Raw genomic sequence first — 17,146 nt, forward strand, 5'->3', positions numbered from 1 at the left:
CCTGAGTCCCACGGCGGATGGCACCCGCGTACTTCGACCGGAAGGTGGTCCACCATGGACGTTCCCGAGACGACGGCCCGGCCCCGTGGCACCGCGGCCCTATGGGGCGACACGCTGGGGCGCTTCGGCATCCGCTCCGCGCAAGTCCTCCTGCTCCTGGCCCTCGCGACCGTCACGGTCTACGGGCTGTTGCGGCTGCGGCTGCTGATCATCCCCGTGATGATCGCGATCATCCTCGCCGCCGCGATCGCCCCCTTCGTGAATTTCCTGCGCCGCAAGGGACTACCGGGGGCCCTCGCGACGGCGATCGCCTTCCTCGGCCTGCTGGCGGTGCTGGGCGGCGTGGTGACCGGGATCGTGTTCGCGGTGCGCAGCGAATGGGACGAGCTGGCGGCCTCCGCCGCGTCCGGCGTGGACGAGTTGCAGTCCTTCATCCTGGACGGGCCCTTCCCCATCAGCGCGGAGCAGATCGCCCAGGCGCGCGACGCGGTCGTCGCGTTCGCGACCAGCGCCCAGGGCCGCACGGGGGCCCTGACGGGGGTCTCCGCGGTGGCGGAGTTCCTCACCGGCGCCACGCTGATGGTCGTGGTCCTGTTCTTCCTGCTGAAGGACGGCGCCACCATCTGGAACTTCCTGCTGACGCCCTTCGAGGGCCGGCGGGAGCGGAAGCTGCGGCTCGCCGGAACGCGCGTGCTCGACGTGCTGGGCGGCTACGTGCGCGGCACGACGATCGTCGCGCTGGTCGACGCCGTCGTCATCGGTGCCGCCCTGCTGATCCTGCGCGTGCCCCTGGCCGGGCCGCTGGCGGTCATCGTCTTCGTGGGCGCGTTCGTGCCCATCGTCGGCGCGACCGTGGCGGGCGCCCTGGCCGCGCTCGTCGCCCTCGTGGCGAACGGCCCGCTCGTCGCGCTCATCGTGGTCGGGGTCGTCGTCGCCGTGACCCAGCTGGAGGGCGACCTGCTCCAGCCGCTGGTCATGGGCAAGTCGCTGCGGCTCCACGCGCTGGTCGTCCTCATGGCCATCACCGCCGGGACGGTGCTCGCGGGCATCGCCGGAGCCGTCCTGGCCGTGCCGCTGACGGCCGTGGCGTGGGCGGTCGTCAAGGTGTGGACGGCGGAGGATCCGGCGGACGCCCCGGGGGAGGGGCGTCCGCCGGGCGGGGCGCCGCCGTCGCCCGCGCCCGTCGCCTAGGCCCGCCGGGATGGCGGGCCGGACTGGCCAGCGGGCCCGCGCGGGGGCAGAGTGGGCAGGGACGGAAGGAGCACCACCCATGTCACCGCGCTCATCGGGGCAGATCGTCGAGGTCGCCGGACGGCAGCTGAGGGTCACCAACCTGGACAAGGTGCTGTTCCCGGAGACCGGGACCACGAAGGCGGACGTGCTGGGCTACCTGGCCGGGGTGGCGCACGTGCTCGTCCCGCAGGCCGCGTGGCGTCCGGCGACGCGCAAACGCTGGGTGGACGGCGTGGGGACCGCGGACGCGCCCGGCCAGGTGTTCTTCCGGAAGGACCTGGAGGACTCGGCGCCGGACTGGGTTCCGCGGGCCACCCTGCGGCACAAGAACCACGCCAACGTGTATCCGCTGGTGAACGAGCCCGCCGTCCTCGCCTGGTTCGGCCAGGTCGCGGCGCTGGAGATCCACGTCCCGCAGTGGCGGTTCGGCGCGGACGGGAGCCCGCGCCATCCCGACCGGATGGTTTTGGACCTCGACCCCGGCGAGGGCGCCGGGCTCGCCGAGTGCGCGGAGACGGCGCTGCTGTGCCGCGAGCTGCTCGCCGACATGGGGCTCGACGCGGTCCCGGTGACGTCCGGTTCCAAGGGCATCCACCTGTACGCGGCGCTGGACGGGACGCATACGACGGAGCAGGTCTCCGAGGTGGCGCACGAACTCGCGCGCGCGCTGGAGGCCGACCACCCCGAGCTCGTCGTGTCCTCGATGAAGAAGTCCTCCCGGGTGGGCAAGGTGTTGGTGGATTGGAGCCAGAACAACGGCAACAAGACCACGGTCTGCCCGTACTCGCTCCGCGGACGCGCCCACCCGACCGTGGCCGCGCCGCGGACCTGGGACGAGATCCGGGATCCGGGGCTGCGCCAGCTCGAGTACGGCGAGGTCTTGAGGCGCGTGGAGGACGGGCTCGACCCGCTCGCCGCCCAGGGATGGACCGACGGCCCCGGCGACGACGGCCCCGGCGACGACGACGATGCCCGCGACGGCGGGCCGGGCGGGTCGGGAACCGTGGATCGGCTCGCCAGGTACCGCACCATGCGCGACGCCGCGAAGACGCCCGAGCCGGTGCCCGCGGAACCGCCGCCGACGGGCGACGAGGGCCGCCCACCCACGTTCGTGGTGCAGGAGCACCACGCGCGCCGGCTCCACTGGGACTTCCGGCTCGAGCACTCCGGCGTGCTGGTGTCGTGGGCTGTCCCCAAGGGCCCGCCACTGGATCCGGACGAGAACCGCCTGGCGGTCATGACCGAGGACCACCCCCTGGACTACGGACGCTTCGAGGGCACCATTCCCCGCGGGGAGTATGGCGCCGGCGAGGTGGGCATCTGGGATGCCGGGACGTACGAACTGGAGAAGTGGCGCGAGGGCAAGGAGGTCATCGCCGTCCTGCACGGCCGGCCCGACGGCGGGCTCGGCGGGGTGCCGCGCCGGTATGCGCTCATCAACGCCCCCGGCATGGGCGGGGAGAAGAACTGGCTCATCCACCTCATGAAGCACCAGCCGGACCCCGCGGACGCGCCGCGGAACGGGGACGGAGCATCCGCGGCCGAGCTGCCGGAGCCGATGCTCGCGACGGCCGGGGACCCCGAGGACCTGGATCCCGAATCGGAGTGGGCCTACGAGATGAAGTGGGACGGCGTGCGCGCGATCGCCGCCGTCCGCGGCGGGAAAGTCAGCCTGGTCAGCCGCAACGGGAAGGACATGACGCGCCTCTACCCGGAGCTCCAGGAACTGGCCGGCCTCGGCGCCGGCCCCGAGACGGGACTGGACGGGGCGGTGCTCGACGGCGAGATCGTCGCCCTCAACGCCGCACACCGTCCCGACTTCCCGCTGCTCCAGTCGCGCCTGAAGCTGACGACGGAGCGGGAGATCGCCGCGGCGGCCCGGGAGGTGCCCGTGCACCTGATGCTCTTCGACGCCCTGCGCCTCCCGTCCGCGGGCGGCGGCGAACCGCGCGCCCTGATGCGCACCCCCTACGCCCAGCGACGCAGGGAACTGTTCTCCGCCGTCGTGCCCGGCGAGCACGTGCACCTGCCCGAGGCGCAGGCCGGAGACGTCGACGACGCCATCGAGTCCAGCCGCGAGCTGGGCCTGGAGGGTGTCGTCGCGAAGAAGGCCGGCGGCGTGTACCTCCCGGGCCGGCGAACGCGGGGGTGGATCAAGCTCAAGAACGACTCGCACCAGGAAGTCGTCGTGGTCGGCTGGCGGCCCGGCAACGGAGGGCGGGCCGGCGGCGTCGGATCGCTGCTGGTGGCGGTGAACGGCGCCGATGGAGTGCTGGGGTACGCGGGCCGCGTGGGGACCGGCTTCAGCGACACCGACCTCGCGGACATCGCGTCCCGGCTGCGCCGCCTCGGGCGCAAGACGCCGCCGCTGGCGGACGTGCCCGCCGCGGACCGCCGCGACGCGGTCTGGGTCAGCCCGCGCCTGGTCGGCGAGGTCCGCCACGCCGGGCTGACGGGCGGCGGCCGGCTGCGCCACGCGGTGTGGCGCGGGTGGCGTCCCGACAAGGAACCGGACGACGTCCGGTGGGAAGATGCCGGGAATTTCGCCAAGCGCGGAAGAAGGCCCCCACGCGGCGCCCCGCGTTGATCGCCCGGTCGGCGTCGCCTAGCGTCGTAGGTTCCGAAGGATTCCGGAACGACCCTCGAGGGGGAAGCACGATGGACATGCGCGAACCGAACAACCCCAACACCGACGCGGCGCAGCTGACGCTGGACAACCCCGTGACCCGCCACCCGAAGATCTCCCCGCCGAAGCAGGACCAGCCCGAGCCGGGCCTGGACGCGAAGCTGGAACCGCGCGCCGACGTCGGCGAGGACTCCTACGTCGGCACCGGCCGGCTCAAGGGCCGCAAGGCGCTCGTCACCGGCGGGGACTCCGGCATCGGCGCGGCCGTCGCCATCGCCTTCGCCCGCGAGGGCGCCGACGTCGCCATCGCCTACCTGCCCGCGGAGGAGGAGGACGCCCGCAAGGTCGTCTCCATCATCGAGGCCGAGGGCCGGATCGGCATCGGCTTCCCCGGCGACCTGATGGACGCCGGGTACCGGGGCAAGGTCGTGGACGAGGCGGCCGAGGCGCTCGGCGGCCTGGACATCCTCGTCAACAACGCCGGCAAGCAGATCAGCGTGGACAAGCTGGAGGACCTGGACGACGAGCAGCTCGCCGAGACCTTCCAGGTGAACATCATGTCCATGTTCACGCTCACGCGCGCCGCGCTGAAGCACCTCCCGGCCGGCGGCTCGGTCATCAACACGACGTCGATCCAGGCCTACGACCCGTCGCCGAACCTGCTGGACTACGCGTCCACGAAGGCCGCGATCAACAACTTCACGAAGGGCCTGGCGGGACAGCTCGCTCCGCGCGGCATCCGCGTCAACGCCGTCGCCCCGGGGCCCATCTGGACGCCGCTGCAGGTGTCCGACGGCCAGCCGAAGGACGCCCTGCCGGAGTTCGGCCAGGACACCCCGCTTGGCCGGGCGGGACAGCCCGTCGAGCTGGCCCCCGCGTACGTGTTCCTGGCGTCGGCCGAGTCGAGCTACGTGGTGGGCGAGACGCTGAACGTCAACGGCGGCAAGACCTCGCCGTAGCGGCAGCCGCACCGGCAGTGCCGACGGCCCCGGCCCCCTCCGCGGGACGGGGCCGTCGGCGTGCGCGCCCGGACGCCCGTCCCTCCCCGCGGGCAGGCCGTTGTGAACCGGCGGTCGCGGGCGTACCGTTAAAGCACCAATATTGCAACCGGCGCGGCGGGTGTCGGGCCGGGTGCGCGAAGGAGCGGACCATGCGTCACCGTCAACTGGCCGCCGCGGGCGGCCACAGGAGCCATCATGGGGAACGCGCCGGGTTGCCCGGGACGCGTCTGGCGGGCTGGGGGCTGGTGTTGCTGCTCTTCTGCTCCGCGGCCGGCGCGATCGGGCTGGGGGGCGCGGGCGCGGCGGGATCCCTCTTCTTCGGGATGTTCATCGGCATCGGCATGGTGGCCTACGGGATCTATCGCCGGGTCGGCGGGCTGGGACCGCTGGGTCCCGGCTTTTTGTCCGACCGCGGCCGGGAGGACCGGGAACCCTAGGCCCGGTACCGGCTGTCCCGCGGGAATGAATCCGGAGTCGGTTCGGTTTTACATGCAAACGCATGAACGGAACCGCAGGAAGGACAGCCATGACCACGTCGATCGTCGTCGTCTCCGGGGGACTCGGGGTCCCGTCCACCACCCGCATGTTGGGTGATCAGATTGCGGAGGCCGCACGCGGCGTCCTGGCGGAGCGGGGGCGGGACGCCGAGGTGACCGTGGTCGAGCTACGCGACTACGCGGTGGACATCGCGAACAACATGGTGACGCGCTACGCGTCCCCCCGGCTGGCCGAGGCCATCGAGCGGGTGGTGTCGGCCGACGCCGTCGTGGCGGTGACGCCCGTGTTCACGGCGTCCATCAGCGGACTCTTCAAGTCGTTTCTCGACATTCTGGATCCCACGTCGCTCGAGGCCACCCCCGTCGCGCTCGCGGCGACGGGCGGCAGCGGACGGCACAGCATGGTGATCGACTACGCGATGCGGCCCGTCTTCGCCTACCTGCGTGCCGCCGTCGTACCGACGGCGGTGTTCGCCTCGCCGGAGGACTGGGGCGGCGACGGCGGCGACGGCCAGCTGGCCGAGCGTTCCCACCGCGCCGGCCGCGAGCTCGCGCTCGCCGTGGAAGGTGCCGCCCCGGTGAAGCGGGGCGGGGAGTCGGCCACGTCGCTGCCGTTCGAGCAGCTGCTCGCGAACATCACGCCGGGCCGCTGACCTCTCCGCCCAGCGAGACCGGGCGGAGCAATGCCGGGCCGAACGATGCCGGGCGAAACGTGGGGAGGCCCCGACCGGAAGCGATTCCGGTCGGGGCCTCCCGCGTTGTTCGGCGGCCCGCTACTTCCTGAAGCCGTCGGCGACGTCGTTGGCGGCGTCCTTGACGTGCTCGCCGGCCTGCTTGGTGTTGGCGGAAGCCTGGTCCGCGTGGCCCTCGGCCTCGAGACGCTCGTTGTCGGTGGCGTCTCCGACGGCCTCCTTGGCCTTGCCCTTCAGCTCTTCGGCCTTGTTCGAGATCTTGTCACCCAAACCCATGGCGGGCTCCTTTCGTTGTGCGTGGCGGCCCGGCGCGCGCCGGGCCGTTCTGCTCTGGTGCAGTCTGTTGCCGCGGAGCGGCTACTTGGCCTGCGCGGCCGCGTCCTTCTCGGTCTTCGCCCCGGCGTCGGACAGCTGGCCGTCGACGCTCTCCAGGTGCGAACGCATGAACCACTGGAACAGCTCAAGCTGCCCGGTCTGGGAGATCAGCATGTCCTCGGCGATCGGATCGAGCTCGCCGACCGTCTCGATGGCCTCGCGGTGGCTGGAGACGACGCCGTTGTAGACGACGTCGAGCGCCGCGAGGTGCTCCGTGGTCGTGGCGCGGCCGATGTCGTAGTCGTCCCAGCCGCGGGCCTTGACGAGCGCACCGGCGAGACCGTTCGGCGCGACGCCCATGGTGGCCATCCGCTCCGCGGTCTCGTCGATCATCGCGCGGACCAGCTCGATCTGCGGATCGAGCATCTCGTGGACGCCGATGAAATCGCGGCCGACCACGTTCCAGTGGGCGTGCTTCAGCGTCAGCTGCAAGTCGTTGAGCGCGTGGAGACGATCCTGGAGGATGTTCGCGACCTTGTGGCCGTCCTCCAAGCTGAGTCCCGGTACCGTGAATCCTGCCTTCGAGCCGTTCTTGGCGGCCATCCGAACCTCCTCGCGTTGAGCCGTCACCTGATGACGGGCTATGTCACAAACACTATCGACCCCGCACGGGCAGGTCCACCGATTTCGCCCGACGCCGAATTGCGCGTTGCGTCGGCGCCGCGGCGCGTCCCGGGATCCTAGAAGTAGGCGTCGATGTCCCCGGAGTCGTTGACGTCCGAGCCGTCGACGGCGGCGCCCATCCGGTGCACCATGGCCTCGAGGACCGGACGCGGGGTGGCGAAGTTCAGCCGAACGTAGCCGCGGCCCGCTTCCCCGCAGGCCGATCCGCTGACGGTGGCCACTCCGGCCTGGTTGCGGAAGAACCGGGCGGGGTTGCGCCCGATCGTCAGGTCGGAAACGTCCAGCCAGGCGAGGTACGTGGCATCGGGGACGACGTATCTGACCGCCGGGAGGTGCTCGTGGACGAGCGCGGCGAGGAGCCGGCGGTTGCCGTCGAGGTAGTCGACCACGCCGCCGAGCCAGCGTGCCCCGCCGTCGTACGCCGCGGCCGAGGCCGCGAGTCCCACGTTCGCCGCGCCCGCCTCCAAGGGGGATCCGACGACGTCCCACAGCAGGCGGTCCGTGTCGTTGGTCAGGACGAGCTGGGCGCACTTGAGCCCGGGCACGTTGAACGCCTTGCTGGCGGAGATCCCGGTGACCGTGTGGGCGGCCGACGCCTCGTCCAGGGTGGCGTACGGGATGTGCGCGGACGGCGCGTAGATGAGGGGCGCGTGGATCTCGTCGGCGAACACCCGCGACCCGCTGGCCTCGACGAGCGCGCTCACCCGCTGGAGTTCGCCGCGGGAGTAGACCTTGCCCAAGGGGTTGTGCGGATTCACCAACACCAGCAGCGCCCCGCCGCGCAGGGCAGCCTCCAGGGCAGCCCAGTCGACCTCCCAGCCGGAGTCGTTGGCGACCATGTCCACGTGGATGGCGCGACGGCCGAAGCGGCCCGGCGTATCCAGGAACGGCATGTACGCGGGAGTGAGCAGCACCACGGGTGCGTCCGGACGGTGCGTCGGGGAGAAGTACAGGATGGCCGCCTCGAGGGCCGTGAGGACGCTCGGCAGGGGCCGGACCTGCGCGGGATCCACGGCCCAGCCGTGCCGCGATGCCAGCCAGCGGGCGGCGGCCGACTGCATGTCCCCGACCAAGCGCGGCGGTGCGTAGCCGAACAGGCCGGACCGCAGCGTCTCCGTGGCCGCCTCGGCGACACCCGGGGCGGTTCCGAAGTCCATTTCCGCCACCCACGCGCCCAGCATCTCCGGATAGCCGGTCCATTTCAACGACCCGCGGCGGCGCAGCTCGTCGCTGGTGATCCTGTCGAAGGGGTGGGGATCCATGGTGCTCAGCATACGTACTCCGGGTTGCGGGGAGAATGCCCCCACCCTCGGGTAGCTTATGCACATGGGAACCGACGATCGCGTCGAGAGCGCCTCCAGGGGCCGACGGGAATCCTACGAGGAGAAGCTCGATCGCAACTGGAACGACCTGTTGCAGGAACTGCGCGTGATGCAGACCGGCGCGCAGATCATCACCGCCTTTCTCATGACGCTGCCGTTCCAATCGCGCTTCGAGGACCTGGACGCGTTTCAGCGCACCTACTACGTGGTCCTGCTGGCCTTCTCCGCGCTGCTGTCCGGCCTGATCACGACGCCGGTTGCCATCCACCGGCGCATGTTCGGCAAGCACGTGAAGGCGACCACCGTGGCGCACGGGCACCGGATCGTGAGGATCGCCGTCGTGTGCGTCGGCCTCATGGTGAGCGCGTGCGTGGGCTTCATCGTCGACGTGATGTCGACGCCCCTCGTCGCGGTCCTGGTCGGCGGGGGAGTCACCGCCGTGATCGTCTTCCTTCTGGTGGTCTTCCCGAGCCTCGTCAGGCCGGAGAGTTCCGAGCCGACCGGCGCCGACCCGGGCAGCGGCGATGACTGAGCACGCGGTCGCCCGGGTCGGGGCCGACGACGACGGGAGGGAAGCGCCGTGGGGGCCATGAACGACCTGCTGGGACCGGAGGCCGTCCACGCGTTGGCCGGTGTGCTGGGCGAGGCCGGCCCCGGCGTCGACTGGACACGCCTCGGGGGACTCGCCGGCGAACTGGAGGAACTGACACTTCGCGGCCGCGCCGATCTCATCGCCGACGCCCTGGTCGCCGATCTGCGGAGGGCCGTCGTGGCCCCGCACGCGCAGTACGGCGCGGCGGCCGATCTCATCCGGCGTGGCCTGGACGGGCCGCGGCTGACCGGGTGGATGGTGTGGCCGGTGGGCGAGGCGGCCGTCTCGCTCGCACTGGAGGACGCGGGCGAGGACGCATTCGACGACTGCCTGGCGCTGCTGGCGGAACTGACGCCGCGACTCACGAGCGAGTTCGCGATCCGGAGGCTCCTGCGCCGGGACCTCGACCGCTCGTTGTCCGCGGTCGCGGACTGGACGGCGCACCCCGACGAGCACGTCCGCCGACTCGCCAGCGAGGGGACTCGCAGCTACCTGCCATGGGCGGTGCGCGTGCCGGAGCTTTTGGCCCGGCCGGAGGCGACACTTCCGTTGCTCGACGCGCTGCGGGCCGATCCGAGCGAGTACGTGCGCAGGTCGGTGGCCAACCACCTCAACGACCTGGCGCGCCATGCGCCGGAGCTGGTGGTCGCGACCGCCTCCCGCTGGACGGCGGACGCCGACGCGGACACGGCGTGGGTCGTGCGGCACGGACTGCGCACGCTCGTGAAGAAGGCGCATCCGGGAGCCCTGGCGGTGATGGGCTTCGCGCCGGTGAGGGTCGCCGTCGGACCCCTGGAGCTCGCGTCGGCGACCCTCGTCCTCCCCGACGAGCTGGACTTCACCTGCTCCGTGACCAACGAGGCGGGGGAGCCCGCGCGGTTGGCCGTGGATTTCGTCGTCCACTACGTGAAGGCGAGCGGTGCGCGCAGCGCCAAGGTGTTCAAGCTGACCACCCTTCAACTGGGGCCGGGGGAGTCCGCCAGGCTCCGCAAGCGGCACGCGTTCCGGCAGATGACCACGCGGGTGCACTACGCCGGCACCCACGCCGTGGAGCTGCAGGTCAACGGGGCGCGGCACGGCCTCGTCGAGTTCGAGGTCTCGGTGTAGCCGTGGCCTACTCCTCGAAGGGCGACGAGCAGGCCGGGCCGGTCGGGTCCTCGAGGCAATTGGAATCGACAAGGAGCTTCTTCGTCCGCCAGACACTCATGTTCATGGGCGTGCTCGGAACGCTGGCCACTCCGGGTATCGGCGTCCAGGGGCCCCCTTCGGTGGAGTACTCGCCGCGGAACCGCGTCGTCAGCACGACGCCGAAGTCGCCGGTTTCGGCGTAGACATGGCTTGAGGGCGTCTCCGTGCCGAAGTCCCGTTCCGGCATGGGTTCGCCCGGGAAGCCGAGGCTCCGGCTGGAGCCGTCCCCGTAGCTCCAGTCGTAGCTCGTGGGGATGGCGCGTACGCGGACGTCCTGATCGAAGATGACGATGTCGAACTCCTGCGTTTCGGATTGGGCGTACATGTGCGCGTGCCCGTTCCGGAGCGAGAAGCCCTGAGGCTGGCTCGCGACGACCGAGGGTGCGATCGGCAACTGCCTGAATCGGGCCGGAGTCACGGAGGCTATGTCTTGCGCGGCGCCCGGAATCTCCAGGGCCGGTTCGGTCGCGCAGTAGGTGGACTGCGAGATTGTTGACCCCGCACGCGGACCGTTTAGGGCCGAGATGCTGCGCACGATGGGATAGCTGCCGTCCGCGCAGGGCGGTTCGCTAATGGCTATGCAGTTGCTTGGAGTCACATCGGATGTACTGCATAGCTGCGTATATGTGACCCGATACCGAATTGTCGGGCCATTGCGAATCAACTCGGACCTAAATTGAAACCCAAAGGACTCATCGGGAGACAGGGCGACTTCTCTGCAAGCTGTGTTGCCGGCTTCGATTGCGCCGGGCAACATGCCGAATTGTCCTCCGCACTCTTCTCCTGCTGAAACCTGAGCGCCAGCCATTCCCATGGAAATGCTCGCAACGATGGCTAAGGCTAGTGAGATTGTCATGGATCAGGAACTAGTTGAATCGATGTCGATGTGAGTGACCTGCCAGCCGCCTGCATATTCAATTGCCAGAGAGCCAATAACAGGACTCTCTGTGGCGGGAAGTCGCCCATTTAGACTGCCACCGCTGTTGTAGATGACCATCTCTGATTGCATATACGAGAAGACTGCGGTTCCGTTTCCACCATCTGCAACGGTCGCCAGAGTGATTTCGGCGTCGTAGGCGCCACCCGAGGCCCATCCGCCGGATTTTTTATTGCGGGCGGCCGGATCGATGAAACCGCTCGCGCAAAGGGCGCAGTGCTCGGAAGTGACGGTCTTCAAGGGAGCTGGATTGCTGGTTTGGATGGTGTATTGGAGAAGCTCGAAGTAGTACTCAGCGAAAGCTTTGACCCCGGCCGCATCCTTTTTCTTCGCATCAGCGGGCATCTTTGGCACCGGCCAGTTCTGCGCCGGACCCTTGGAGCTTGCGGGAATCGGCGTTGGTGAGGCGCTCGCCGTCGGACTTGCGCTCGCCGGTGGTGAACTCGAGGCCGGGGGCGAGGCGCTCGCCGACGGGGACCCCGTGGACGGAACCCCGGCCTGCGGAGTCGCGCTACAGGCCGTCAGCGATAGGCAGCCCACGGCCGCGGCCGCCAGGACAGAGAGGAATCCCACATGTGCACTCGCAACCATGACGCCCCCACGCGTTGAGTCTTTACACGTTCTGTAAACGAATCATAGCGCGTAATCCGGAACCACGTTAGGTTTTCCACAAGGCACGCCCCGGCCCAACGGTTAGCATGGGCAGGGCGTGCGGAGCGGCGGCCGGCCGACCGCGCGCATCGATCCAGCTCAACGCGATATCCACCGGAGGCCGCACAGGCATGCTCAACGACGAGACCATCACCGCCATCGCCGACGAACTCGTCGAGGCGGGACGGACCAGGACACCCGTCCAGCGCCTCACGGCGCGCTACCCGGACATGACGGTGGAGGACTCCTACCGCGTCCAGAACCTCTGGCGCCAGCGCTCGGAACAGGACGGGCGCCGCCTCGCGGGACGCAAGATCGGCCTGACGTCCAAGGCGATGCAGGCCGCGACGGGCATCACCGAACCCGACTACGGGATCATTTTCGAGGACATGGTCCTCGAAAACGGCTGCACCGTGAAGTGGGACCAGTACACGCACCCGCGCGTCGAGGTCGAGCTCGCCTTCGTGCTGAACAAGGACGTCACCGGACCCAACGCCACACTCTTCGACGTCCTGGGCGCCACGGAATACGTCGTCCCGGCCCTGGAGATCCTGGATTCGCGCATCGAGATGGAGGGCCGCACCATCGTGGACACCATCAGCGACAACGCGGCCATGGGCGCCATGGTCGTGGGCGGCAACGCGGTCCGCCCGCAGGACGTGGACCTGCGGTGGATCTCCGCGATCCTGTACAAGAACCAGACCGTCGAGGAGACCGGCGTCGCCGCCGGCGTCCTGAACCACCCCGCCGCCGGCGTCTACTGGCTCGCGAACAAGATCGCCGCCCACGGCGACGGCCTGAAGGCCGGGGAGATCATCCTCGCCGGGTCCTTCACCCGCCCGCTGTGGGTGTACGAGGGCGACACCGTCTTCGCCGACTACGGAAAGCTGGGGACCGTCACATGCCGTTTCGAGTAGAGCCGGACCCGTCGTTCAAGGACGCCCTCGCCGCGGCCGACCGCCCCCTTGCCGGCATCTGGGTCTGCTCCGGCAGCCCGCTAATCGCCGAGCTGTGCGCGGGCGCCGGATTCGACTGGATCTTCATCGACGCGGAGCACTCGCCGAACGGCCTCGAGTCCGTCCTCGCCCAGTTGCAGGCCGTGCGCGGATACCCCGTGGTCCCGGTGGTCCGTCCGCCGGTCAACGACACGGTCCTCATCAAGCAGTACCTGGACCTCGGGGCCCAGACGCTGATCATCCCGATGGTGCACACCGCCGCCGACGCCCGGGCCGCCGTCGCGGCCACGCGCTACCCGCCGAACGGCGTGCGCGGCGTCGGCTCCGCGCTAGCGCGCTCGGCGCGCTGGAACCGCATCCCAGACTACCTCGCGCGCGCCGCCGAGACGCTGACCCTGATCGTGCAGATCGAGTCGGGAGAGGCCGTGGGGAATGCGGCCGAGATCGCCGCCACGGACGGGGTCGACGGCGTGTTCATCGGTCCCTCGGACCTCGCCGCGTCCCTGGGCGTGCTCGGCCGCCAGGACCACCCGGACGTCGTCGACGCCGTCCTGCGCAGCATCGACGCGGCCAAGTCCGCCGGAAAATTCGTCGGGGTCAACGCGTTCGACGAGGCCTCGGCCCGCCGCTACATGGATGCCGGCGTCGACTTCGTCGGCACCGGAGCCGACGTCGGACTGCTGGCCCGGGCCAGCGAGGCGCTGGCGGCGAAGTACGTTGCGCGCGGCGACGCGCACGACGCCGGGACCCCCGCCAGCTACTGAGCCCGGCCGCCGCGTGGCCGGCACGGCGCGGTCAGACCGTGCGCCCGCCGAAGTCCTCGGCAATGCGGCGGGCCGTCTCCTGCAGGGCGGGGACGAGGTCGTGCTCGATCGAGACGCTGCCCAGCCGTCCGGCCTGGACGGAGATGTTCAGGGCGGCGATGACCTCGTCGCCGCGGCGGACCGGCACCGCGAGGCCGCTCAGGCCGTCGTCGAGCTCCTTGGAGACCAGGCACCAGCCCTGCCCGCGGACCTTGTCGATCTCGGCGCGCAGCTGTTCGAGGGTACCCACGGTGCTGCTGGTGTAGCTAGTGACGACGGTCTGGCGGTAGAAGCGCTCCCGCGCCTCCTCGGGAAGCGCGGCGACGAGGACGCGGCCCATGGACGTCACCCAGGCGGGGAGCCGGTTCCCGATGTTCATGGTGACCGTGTGCAGCCGCGGCGCCGCGACGCGCGCGACGTAGATGGCGTCCTGCCCGTCGAGCGTGCTCAGGGTCGCCGTCTCGTCGAGGCGGTGGGCGAGCTCCGTGAGGTGGGGGCGGGCGACCCGCGGCAGGCTCAGCCCCGCGAGGTACCCCGCGCCCACGTCCAGCACGCGCGGGGTGAGGCGGTAGGCGTTCCCGTCCGCGACGACATAGCCGAGGTCCGTCAGCGTGAGGAGGAAGCGTCGGGCCGCGGCGCGGCTCAGGTCGGCCGCGTCGGCGACCTGGGTGACCGTGAGGGAGGCGGCCCCGCCGTTGAAGGCCAGCAGGACGCCCAGCGTCTTTTCCGCGGATTTCACGTAGTACTCGGGCTGCTGCGTCGTGCCGGGTTCCGCCACCAAGTCTCCTACGTCGTCGTTCGCTGGCCACCCCGGAGCCGGTTGCGCTCGAACTGGGCGGCGAGGCGCACCGGCGCGTTCGGCGCGCCGTAGCCATCGTACCCGCCGTCGCGTTGCACGACCTCGAGGAACATCTCGCCCACCGTCTCGGTGTAGAAGTGCAGGAACGCGCCGTGCTCGTCGCGGTCGTACAACAGGTCCAGGCCGCGGAGCGTGTCGATGGTCGCCTCGTCCAACGGGAAGCGCGCGGCCAGGTCCTGGTAGTAGTTCCGGGGAACGGGCAGGAAGTCCATGCCCGCGGCCTTGGCCCGGCGGGCGACCGCGAAGATGTCCGAGGTCCGGAACGCCACGTGCTCCGGGTAGGCGCGGGCGGACGCGCCGGCGCCGTCCAGGACCTGGGGCACGATGTTGAGCGCGAGCCGGATCGACCCGTCGGCGGTGCGCATCACCTGGCTGCGCACCAGCCCGAGCGGGCTGGGCACCTCCGTCGCCGGACGGGTCTCCAGCCTCAGGGCGCTCTCGTAGAACAGCACGGCCTCGTCGAACGCCTGCCACGGCTGGGCGAGGTTCACGTGGTCCACCGCCTCGATGAGTGCCGCCGCCTCGTCGCCCTCCGGGGCGGCGGCGCCGAACTCGCCCATCCACGCCGGCCGGGGCGTCGCCGGACAGTAGAAGACCTCGGTGCCGTCCGGGGCGTTGACCCCGCGCAACTCCTGTTCGTCGGCGGTGTTGTGCCGCGAGACGGCCCGCGCCCGCAGCTGCACGGCGCGTTCCACGCCGCGCCGGGGCTCGGCCACCTGGAAGCCCAGTGCCGAGATCGACGGAGTCGCCCCGCGGGCGCGCTGGCCGTTGATGACGATCCGCGCCTGGCCCTGCGTCCAGAGCTGGACCGGCTTCCGGCGATGCTGGCCGCGGAACCCGAAGCCCAGCTGGGCCAGCATCTGCGCGACGGACTCGGGCTCGTCCGTGCGGATCTCCGCGAAGTCGAAGCCGGTGGGCGCCTGGACGTCCGGCAGCGAGGCGAGGTGCATGGGATAGGCGGCCCCGGCGTCGTTCCGGGGTGCGGCGCCGTTTTCGGGCACGACCGTACCCGCGGCGAGCCGCGCGGCGGCGCGGTCCTGGAGCCAGAGGAGCGAGCGCAGCCCGTCGAGGGCGGTGCGTTCGACGTTCGACTGGCGGAACGTGTCGTTGAAGATCTCCAGCGAGACGGGGCCGGCATAGCCCGCGCGCGCCAGGTGCGCGAGGAACCCGGCGAGGTCGAAGCCGCCCTGCCCGGGGAACACGCGGTAGTGCCGGCTCCAGGACAGGATGTCCATGGACAGGACGGGCGCGTCGGCGAGCTGGACGAAGAAGATCTTCTCGGCGAGGAGGTCCTCGATCCCCGACGGGTCGTCCCCGCGGGAAAGGATGTGGAAGCTGTCCAGACAGGTCCCGACGGCGGGGTGGTCGGCGAGCTCGACGATGCGGTGGGCGTGCCGGTACGTGTTCACGTACCTGCCCCACGCCAGCGCCTCGTAGGCGATGCGGACGCCGTGCCGGGCGGCCGCCTCGCCGAGGCGCCGCAGCTGGGACGCCGCGACGGCGTCGTCGTCGACCGTGGCCGTGGCGACGTTGCTGCAGACCAGCATGGTGTCGATGCCCAGGCGGTTCATCAGTTCGAACTTCGCCTCGGCCCGCCGCAGGTTCTCCGGGAGGAGGGCCTCGTCGACGCCCTCGAAGTCGCGGAACGGCTGGTAGAGGTCCAGCGTCAGGCCCAGCCGGTTGGCCAGCGCGCGGACCTCCTCGGGCGACATCGGGCTCACGACGAGGTCCTGCTCGAAGATCTCGATGCCGTCGAAGCCGGCGCGGGCGCACGCCAGCATCTTCTCCTCGAGCGTGCCGCTGATGCAGACGGTGGCGATGGAGGTGCGCACGGCTAGAGTCCCTTCGCGAGGAGGTCGAGGAAGTGGTGGCGCATGCGGCCCGCGTCGGGCTCGACGCCGGTGATCAGGCGGAACGCGTCCACGGCCTGGCCGACGGCCATGTGTCCGCCGTCGAGCACGCGGCATCCCAGCGCGACGGCGGCGCGCACCAGCTCCGTCTCCACGGGGCGGTAGACGACGTCGGCGACCCAGTGCCGCGGCGACAGGAGCCGGGCGTCGACCGGCATCCCCGGGTGCTGGTGCATGCCGACCGGGGTGGCGTGCACCAGCCCGTCCGCGGCGGCGAGCTCGTGCCCGATGTCGTCCGGCGACGCGGCGACGACGGCGCGGTCGGGGAAGAGGGCGGCCAGGGCGGCCGCGCGCTCGCGGGTCCGTTCGGCGTCGAGGTCGATCAGGGTCAGGTGCCGGACGCCCGAGGCGAGCAGCGCGTACGCGACGGCCGCCCCGGCGCCCCCGGCCCCGAGCTGGACGACGCGGTCGAGCGCGACGCCGGGAAGGCCGGTGCGCAGGGCGTGGGCGAAGCCGGAGAAGTCGGTGTTCTCGCCGTGGAACCGGCCGTCGCGGATCAGCACCGTGTTCACGGCGCCGAGCCGCTCGGCGTCCACCGAGACCGAATCGAGGTGCATCAGCACCAGCTGCTTGCAGGGGTGGGTGATGTTGAAGGCGTTGAAGCCGAGCTCGCGGGCCGAGGACAGCAGCGTCCCGACGTCGGATCCCGGCCTGCCGATCGCGGCGAGGTCGATGGGCCGGTACAGGTAGCGGATGCCGTGGGCGTCCGCCTCGGCCTCGTGCATGGGCGGGGTGAGCGATGGCGTGACGCCGTCGCCGATCAGGCCGACCAGATACGACTCTGCGAGGGTGCTCATCGTTGCTCCTTTTCCCCGGACTTCCTCTCGACCGGATATTGCCAAGAGTGTGACGTAGCTCTACTCTAGACCTAATTGTACGC

At 70.7% G+C, this 17,146-nt stretch carries 17 protein-coding genes; 9 read left to right on the plus strand and 8 right to left on the minus strand.

What is annotated here, in order from left to right:
• The first annotated feature begins 54 nt into the window (after positions 1-54).
• From ACETWP_RS14875 to ACETWP_RS14895, 5 genes are all read left to right on the plus strand, one after another.
• Entirely contained in the window at positions 55-1,191 is a 1,137-nt protein-coding gene (locus ACETWP_RS14875) for an AI-2E family transporter (protein ID WP_373973051.1), read from the plus strand.
• 79 nt (positions 1,192-1,270) lie between these two features.
• Positions 1,271-3,820, plus strand: coding sequence for an ATP-dependent DNA ligase (locus ACETWP_RS14880; protein WP_373973052.1), 2,550 nt, complete (start codon positions 1,271-1,273; stop codon positions 3,818-3,820).
• A gap of 71 nt (positions 3,821-3,891) precedes the next feature.
• Positions 3,892-4,818: an SDR family oxidoreductase gene (locus tag ACETWP_RS14885; RefSeq protein ID WP_373973053.1), complete on the plus strand. Its 927-nt coding sequence runs from the start codon at positions 3,892-3,894 to the stop codon at positions 4,816-4,818.
• A gap of 191 nt (positions 4,819-5,009) precedes the next feature.
• A complete protein-coding gene (locus ACETWP_RS14890; RefSeq protein ID WP_373973054.1) occupies positions 5,010-5,297 on the plus strand; it encodes a hypothetical protein in 288 nt (95 codons plus the stop codon).
• Between the two features lie 89 nt (positions 5,298-5,386).
• Positions 5,387-6,010 carry a CE1759 family FMN reductase gene (locus ACETWP_RS14895; RefSeq protein ID WP_373973055.1) on the plus strand — a complete coding sequence of 208 codons (624 nt, stop codon included), beginning with the start codon at positions 5,387-5,389 and terminating at the stop codon, positions 6,008-6,010.
• 120 nt (positions 6,011-6,130) lie between these two features.
• Here ACETWP_RS14895 and ACETWP_RS14900 read toward each other — a convergent pair whose 3' ends face one another.
• The 3 genes from ACETWP_RS14900 to ACETWP_RS14910 form a co-directional block, all read right to left on the minus strand.
• Entirely contained in the window at positions 6,131-6,325 is a 195-nt protein-coding gene (locus ACETWP_RS14900) for a CsbD family protein (RefSeq protein ID WP_373973056.1), read from the minus strand.
• A gap of 81 nt (positions 6,326-6,406) precedes the next feature.
• On the minus strand, positions 6,407-6,967 hold the full coding sequence (locus ACETWP_RS14905) for a Dps family protein (protein ID WP_373973057.1): 561 nt from the start codon (positions 6,965-6,967) through the stop codon (positions 6,407-6,409).
• Positions 6,968-7,104: 137 nt separating this feature from the next.
• Positions 7,105-8,310 carry a MalY/PatB family protein gene (locus tag ACETWP_RS14910; RefSeq protein WP_373973058.1) on the minus strand — a complete coding sequence of 402 codons (1,206 nt, stop codon included), beginning with the start codon at positions 8,308-8,310 and terminating at the stop codon, positions 7,105-7,107.
• Between the two features lie 64 nt (positions 8,311-8,374).
• Here ACETWP_RS14910 and ACETWP_RS14915 point away from each other — a divergent pair, with 64 nt between their 5' ends.
• Positions 8,375-8,902, plus strand: coding sequence for a DUF6328 family protein (locus tag ACETWP_RS14915; RefSeq protein ID WP_373973059.1), 528 nt, complete (start codon positions 8,375-8,377; stop codon positions 8,900-8,902).
• Positions 8,903-8,959: 57 nt separating this feature from the next.
• A complete protein-coding gene (locus tag ACETWP_RS14920) occupies positions 8,960-10,069 on the plus strand; it encodes a DNA alkylation repair protein (RefSeq protein WP_373973100.1) in 1,110 nt (369 codons plus the stop codon).
• 7 nt (positions 10,070-10,076) lie between these two features.
• On the opposite strand, the gene ACETWP_RS14925 is transcribed toward ACETWP_RS14920, so the two are convergent.
• Positions 10,077-10,475, minus strand: coding sequence for a hypothetical protein (locus ACETWP_RS14925; RefSeq protein WP_373973060.1), 399 nt, complete (start codon positions 10,473-10,475; stop codon positions 10,077-10,079).
• Between the two features lie 534 nt (positions 10,476-11,009).
• Positions 11,010-11,678: a DUF6318 family protein gene (locus tag ACETWP_RS14930; RefSeq protein WP_373973061.1), complete on the minus strand. Its 669-nt coding sequence runs from the start codon at positions 11,676-11,678 to the stop codon at positions 11,010-11,012.
• A gap of 191 nt (positions 11,679-11,869) precedes the next feature.
• Between ACETWP_RS14930 and hpaH the strand changes: the two genes are divergently transcribed.
• Both hpaH and ACETWP_RS14940 read left to right on the plus strand, forming a co-directional pair.
• Positions 11,870-12,655, plus strand: coding sequence for a 2-oxo-hept-4-ene-1,7-dioate hydratase (gene hpaH, locus ACETWP_RS14935; RefSeq protein WP_373973062.1), 786 nt, complete (start codon positions 11,870-11,872; stop codon positions 12,653-12,655).
• Positions 12,640-13,458 carry an HpcH/HpaI aldolase family protein gene (locus ACETWP_RS14940; protein WP_373973063.1) on the plus strand — a complete coding sequence of 273 codons (819 nt, stop codon included), beginning with the start codon at positions 12,640-12,642 and terminating at the stop codon, positions 13,456-13,458. Before hpaH ends, ACETWP_RS14940 begins: the two co-directional genes overlap by 16 nt.
• 31 nt (positions 13,459-13,489) lie before the next feature.
• Here the strand turns inward: ACETWP_RS14940 and ACETWP_RS14945 are convergent, their stop codons facing one another.
• Genes ACETWP_RS14945 through ACETWP_RS14955 form a run of 3 tightly spaced genes read right to left on the minus strand, consistent with a single transcriptional unit; the run spans position 13,490 to position 17,063 of the window.
• Complete coding sequence (locus tag ACETWP_RS14945) at positions 13,490-14,275, minus strand: IclR family transcriptional regulator domain-containing protein (RefSeq protein WP_373973064.1); 786 nt, start codon at positions 14,273-14,275, stop codon at positions 13,490-13,492.
• Between the two features lie 8 nt (positions 14,276-14,283).
• Complete coding sequence (locus ACETWP_RS14950; protein WP_373973065.1) at positions 14,284-16,188, minus strand: bifunctional sugar phosphate isomerase/epimerase/4-hydroxyphenylpyruvate dioxygenase family protein; 1,905 nt, start codon at positions 16,186-16,188, stop codon at positions 14,284-14,286.
• Positions 16,189-16,190: 2 nt separating this feature from the next.
• Positions 16,191-17,063: a shikimate dehydrogenase gene (locus tag ACETWP_RS14955; protein ID WP_373973066.1), complete on the minus strand. Its 873-nt coding sequence runs from the start codon at positions 17,061-17,063 to the stop codon at positions 16,191-16,193.
• Positions 17,064-17,146 lie beyond the last annotated feature (83 nt).

The sequence above is a fragment of the Arthrobacter halodurans genome, assembly GCF_041877255.1.
Lineage (GTDB): Bacteria > Actinomycetota > Actinomycetes > Actinomycetales > Micrococcaceae > Arthrobacter_N > Arthrobacter_N halodurans.

Bases quoted from the DNA above. Each gene is read 5' to 3' on its own strand.
- ACETWP_RS14875 (WP_373973051.1), top strand. From the start codon at position 55: ATGGACGTTCCCGAGACGACGGCCCGGCCCCGTGGCACCGCGGCCCTA.
- ACETWP_RS14880 (WP_373973052.1), top strand. From the start codon at position 1,271: ATGTCACCGCGCTCATCGGGGCAGATCGTCGAGGTCGCCGGACGGCAG.
- ACETWP_RS14885 (WP_373973053.1), top strand. From the start codon at position 3,892: ATGGACATGCGCGAACCGAACAACCCCAACACCGACGCGGCGCAGCTG.
- ACETWP_RS14890 (WP_373973054.1), top strand. From the start codon at position 5,010: ATGCGTCACCGTCAACTGGCCGCCGCGGGCGGCCACAGGAGCCATCAT.
- ACETWP_RS14895 (WP_373973055.1), top strand. From the start codon at position 5,387: ATGACCACGTCGATCGTCGTCGTCTCCGGGGGACTCGGGGTCCCGTCC.
- ACETWP_RS14900 (WP_373973056.1), bottom strand. From the start codon at position 6,325: ATGGGTTTGGGTGACAAGATCTCGAACAAGGCCGAAGAGCTGAAGGGC.
- ACETWP_RS14905 (WP_373973057.1), bottom strand. From the start codon at position 6,967: ATGGCCGCCAAGAACGGCTCGAAGGCAGGATTCACGGTACCGGGACTC.
- ACETWP_RS14910 (WP_373973058.1), bottom strand. From the start codon at position 8,310: ATGGATCCCCACCCCTTCGACAGGATCACCAGCGACGAGCTGCGCCGC.
- ACETWP_RS14915 (WP_373973059.1), top strand. From the start codon at position 8,375: ATGGGAACCGACGATCGCGTCGAGAGCGCCTCCAGGGGCCGACGGGAA.
- ACETWP_RS14920 (WP_373973100.1), top strand. From the start codon at position 8,960: ATGAACGACCTGCTGGGACCGGAGGCCGTCCACGCGTTGGCCGGTGTG.
- ACETWP_RS14925 (WP_373973060.1), bottom strand. From the start codon at position 10,475: ATGTACGCCCAATCCGAAACGCAGGAGTTCGACATCGTCATCTTCGAT.
- ACETWP_RS14930 (WP_373973061.1), bottom strand. From the start codon at position 11,678: ATGGTTGCGAGTGCACATGTGGGATTCCTCTCTGTCCTGGCGGCCGCG.
- hpaH (WP_373973062.1), top strand. From the start codon at position 11,870: ATGCTCAACGACGAGACCATCACCGCCATCGCCGACGAACTCGTCGAG.
- ACETWP_RS14940 (WP_373973063.1), top strand. From the start codon at position 12,640: ATGCCGTTTCGAGTAGAGCCGGACCCGTCGTTCAAGGACGCCCTCGCC.
- ACETWP_RS14955 (WP_373973066.1), bottom strand. From the start codon at position 17,063: ATGAGCACCCTCGCAGAGTCGTATCTGGTCGGCCTGATCGGCGACGGC.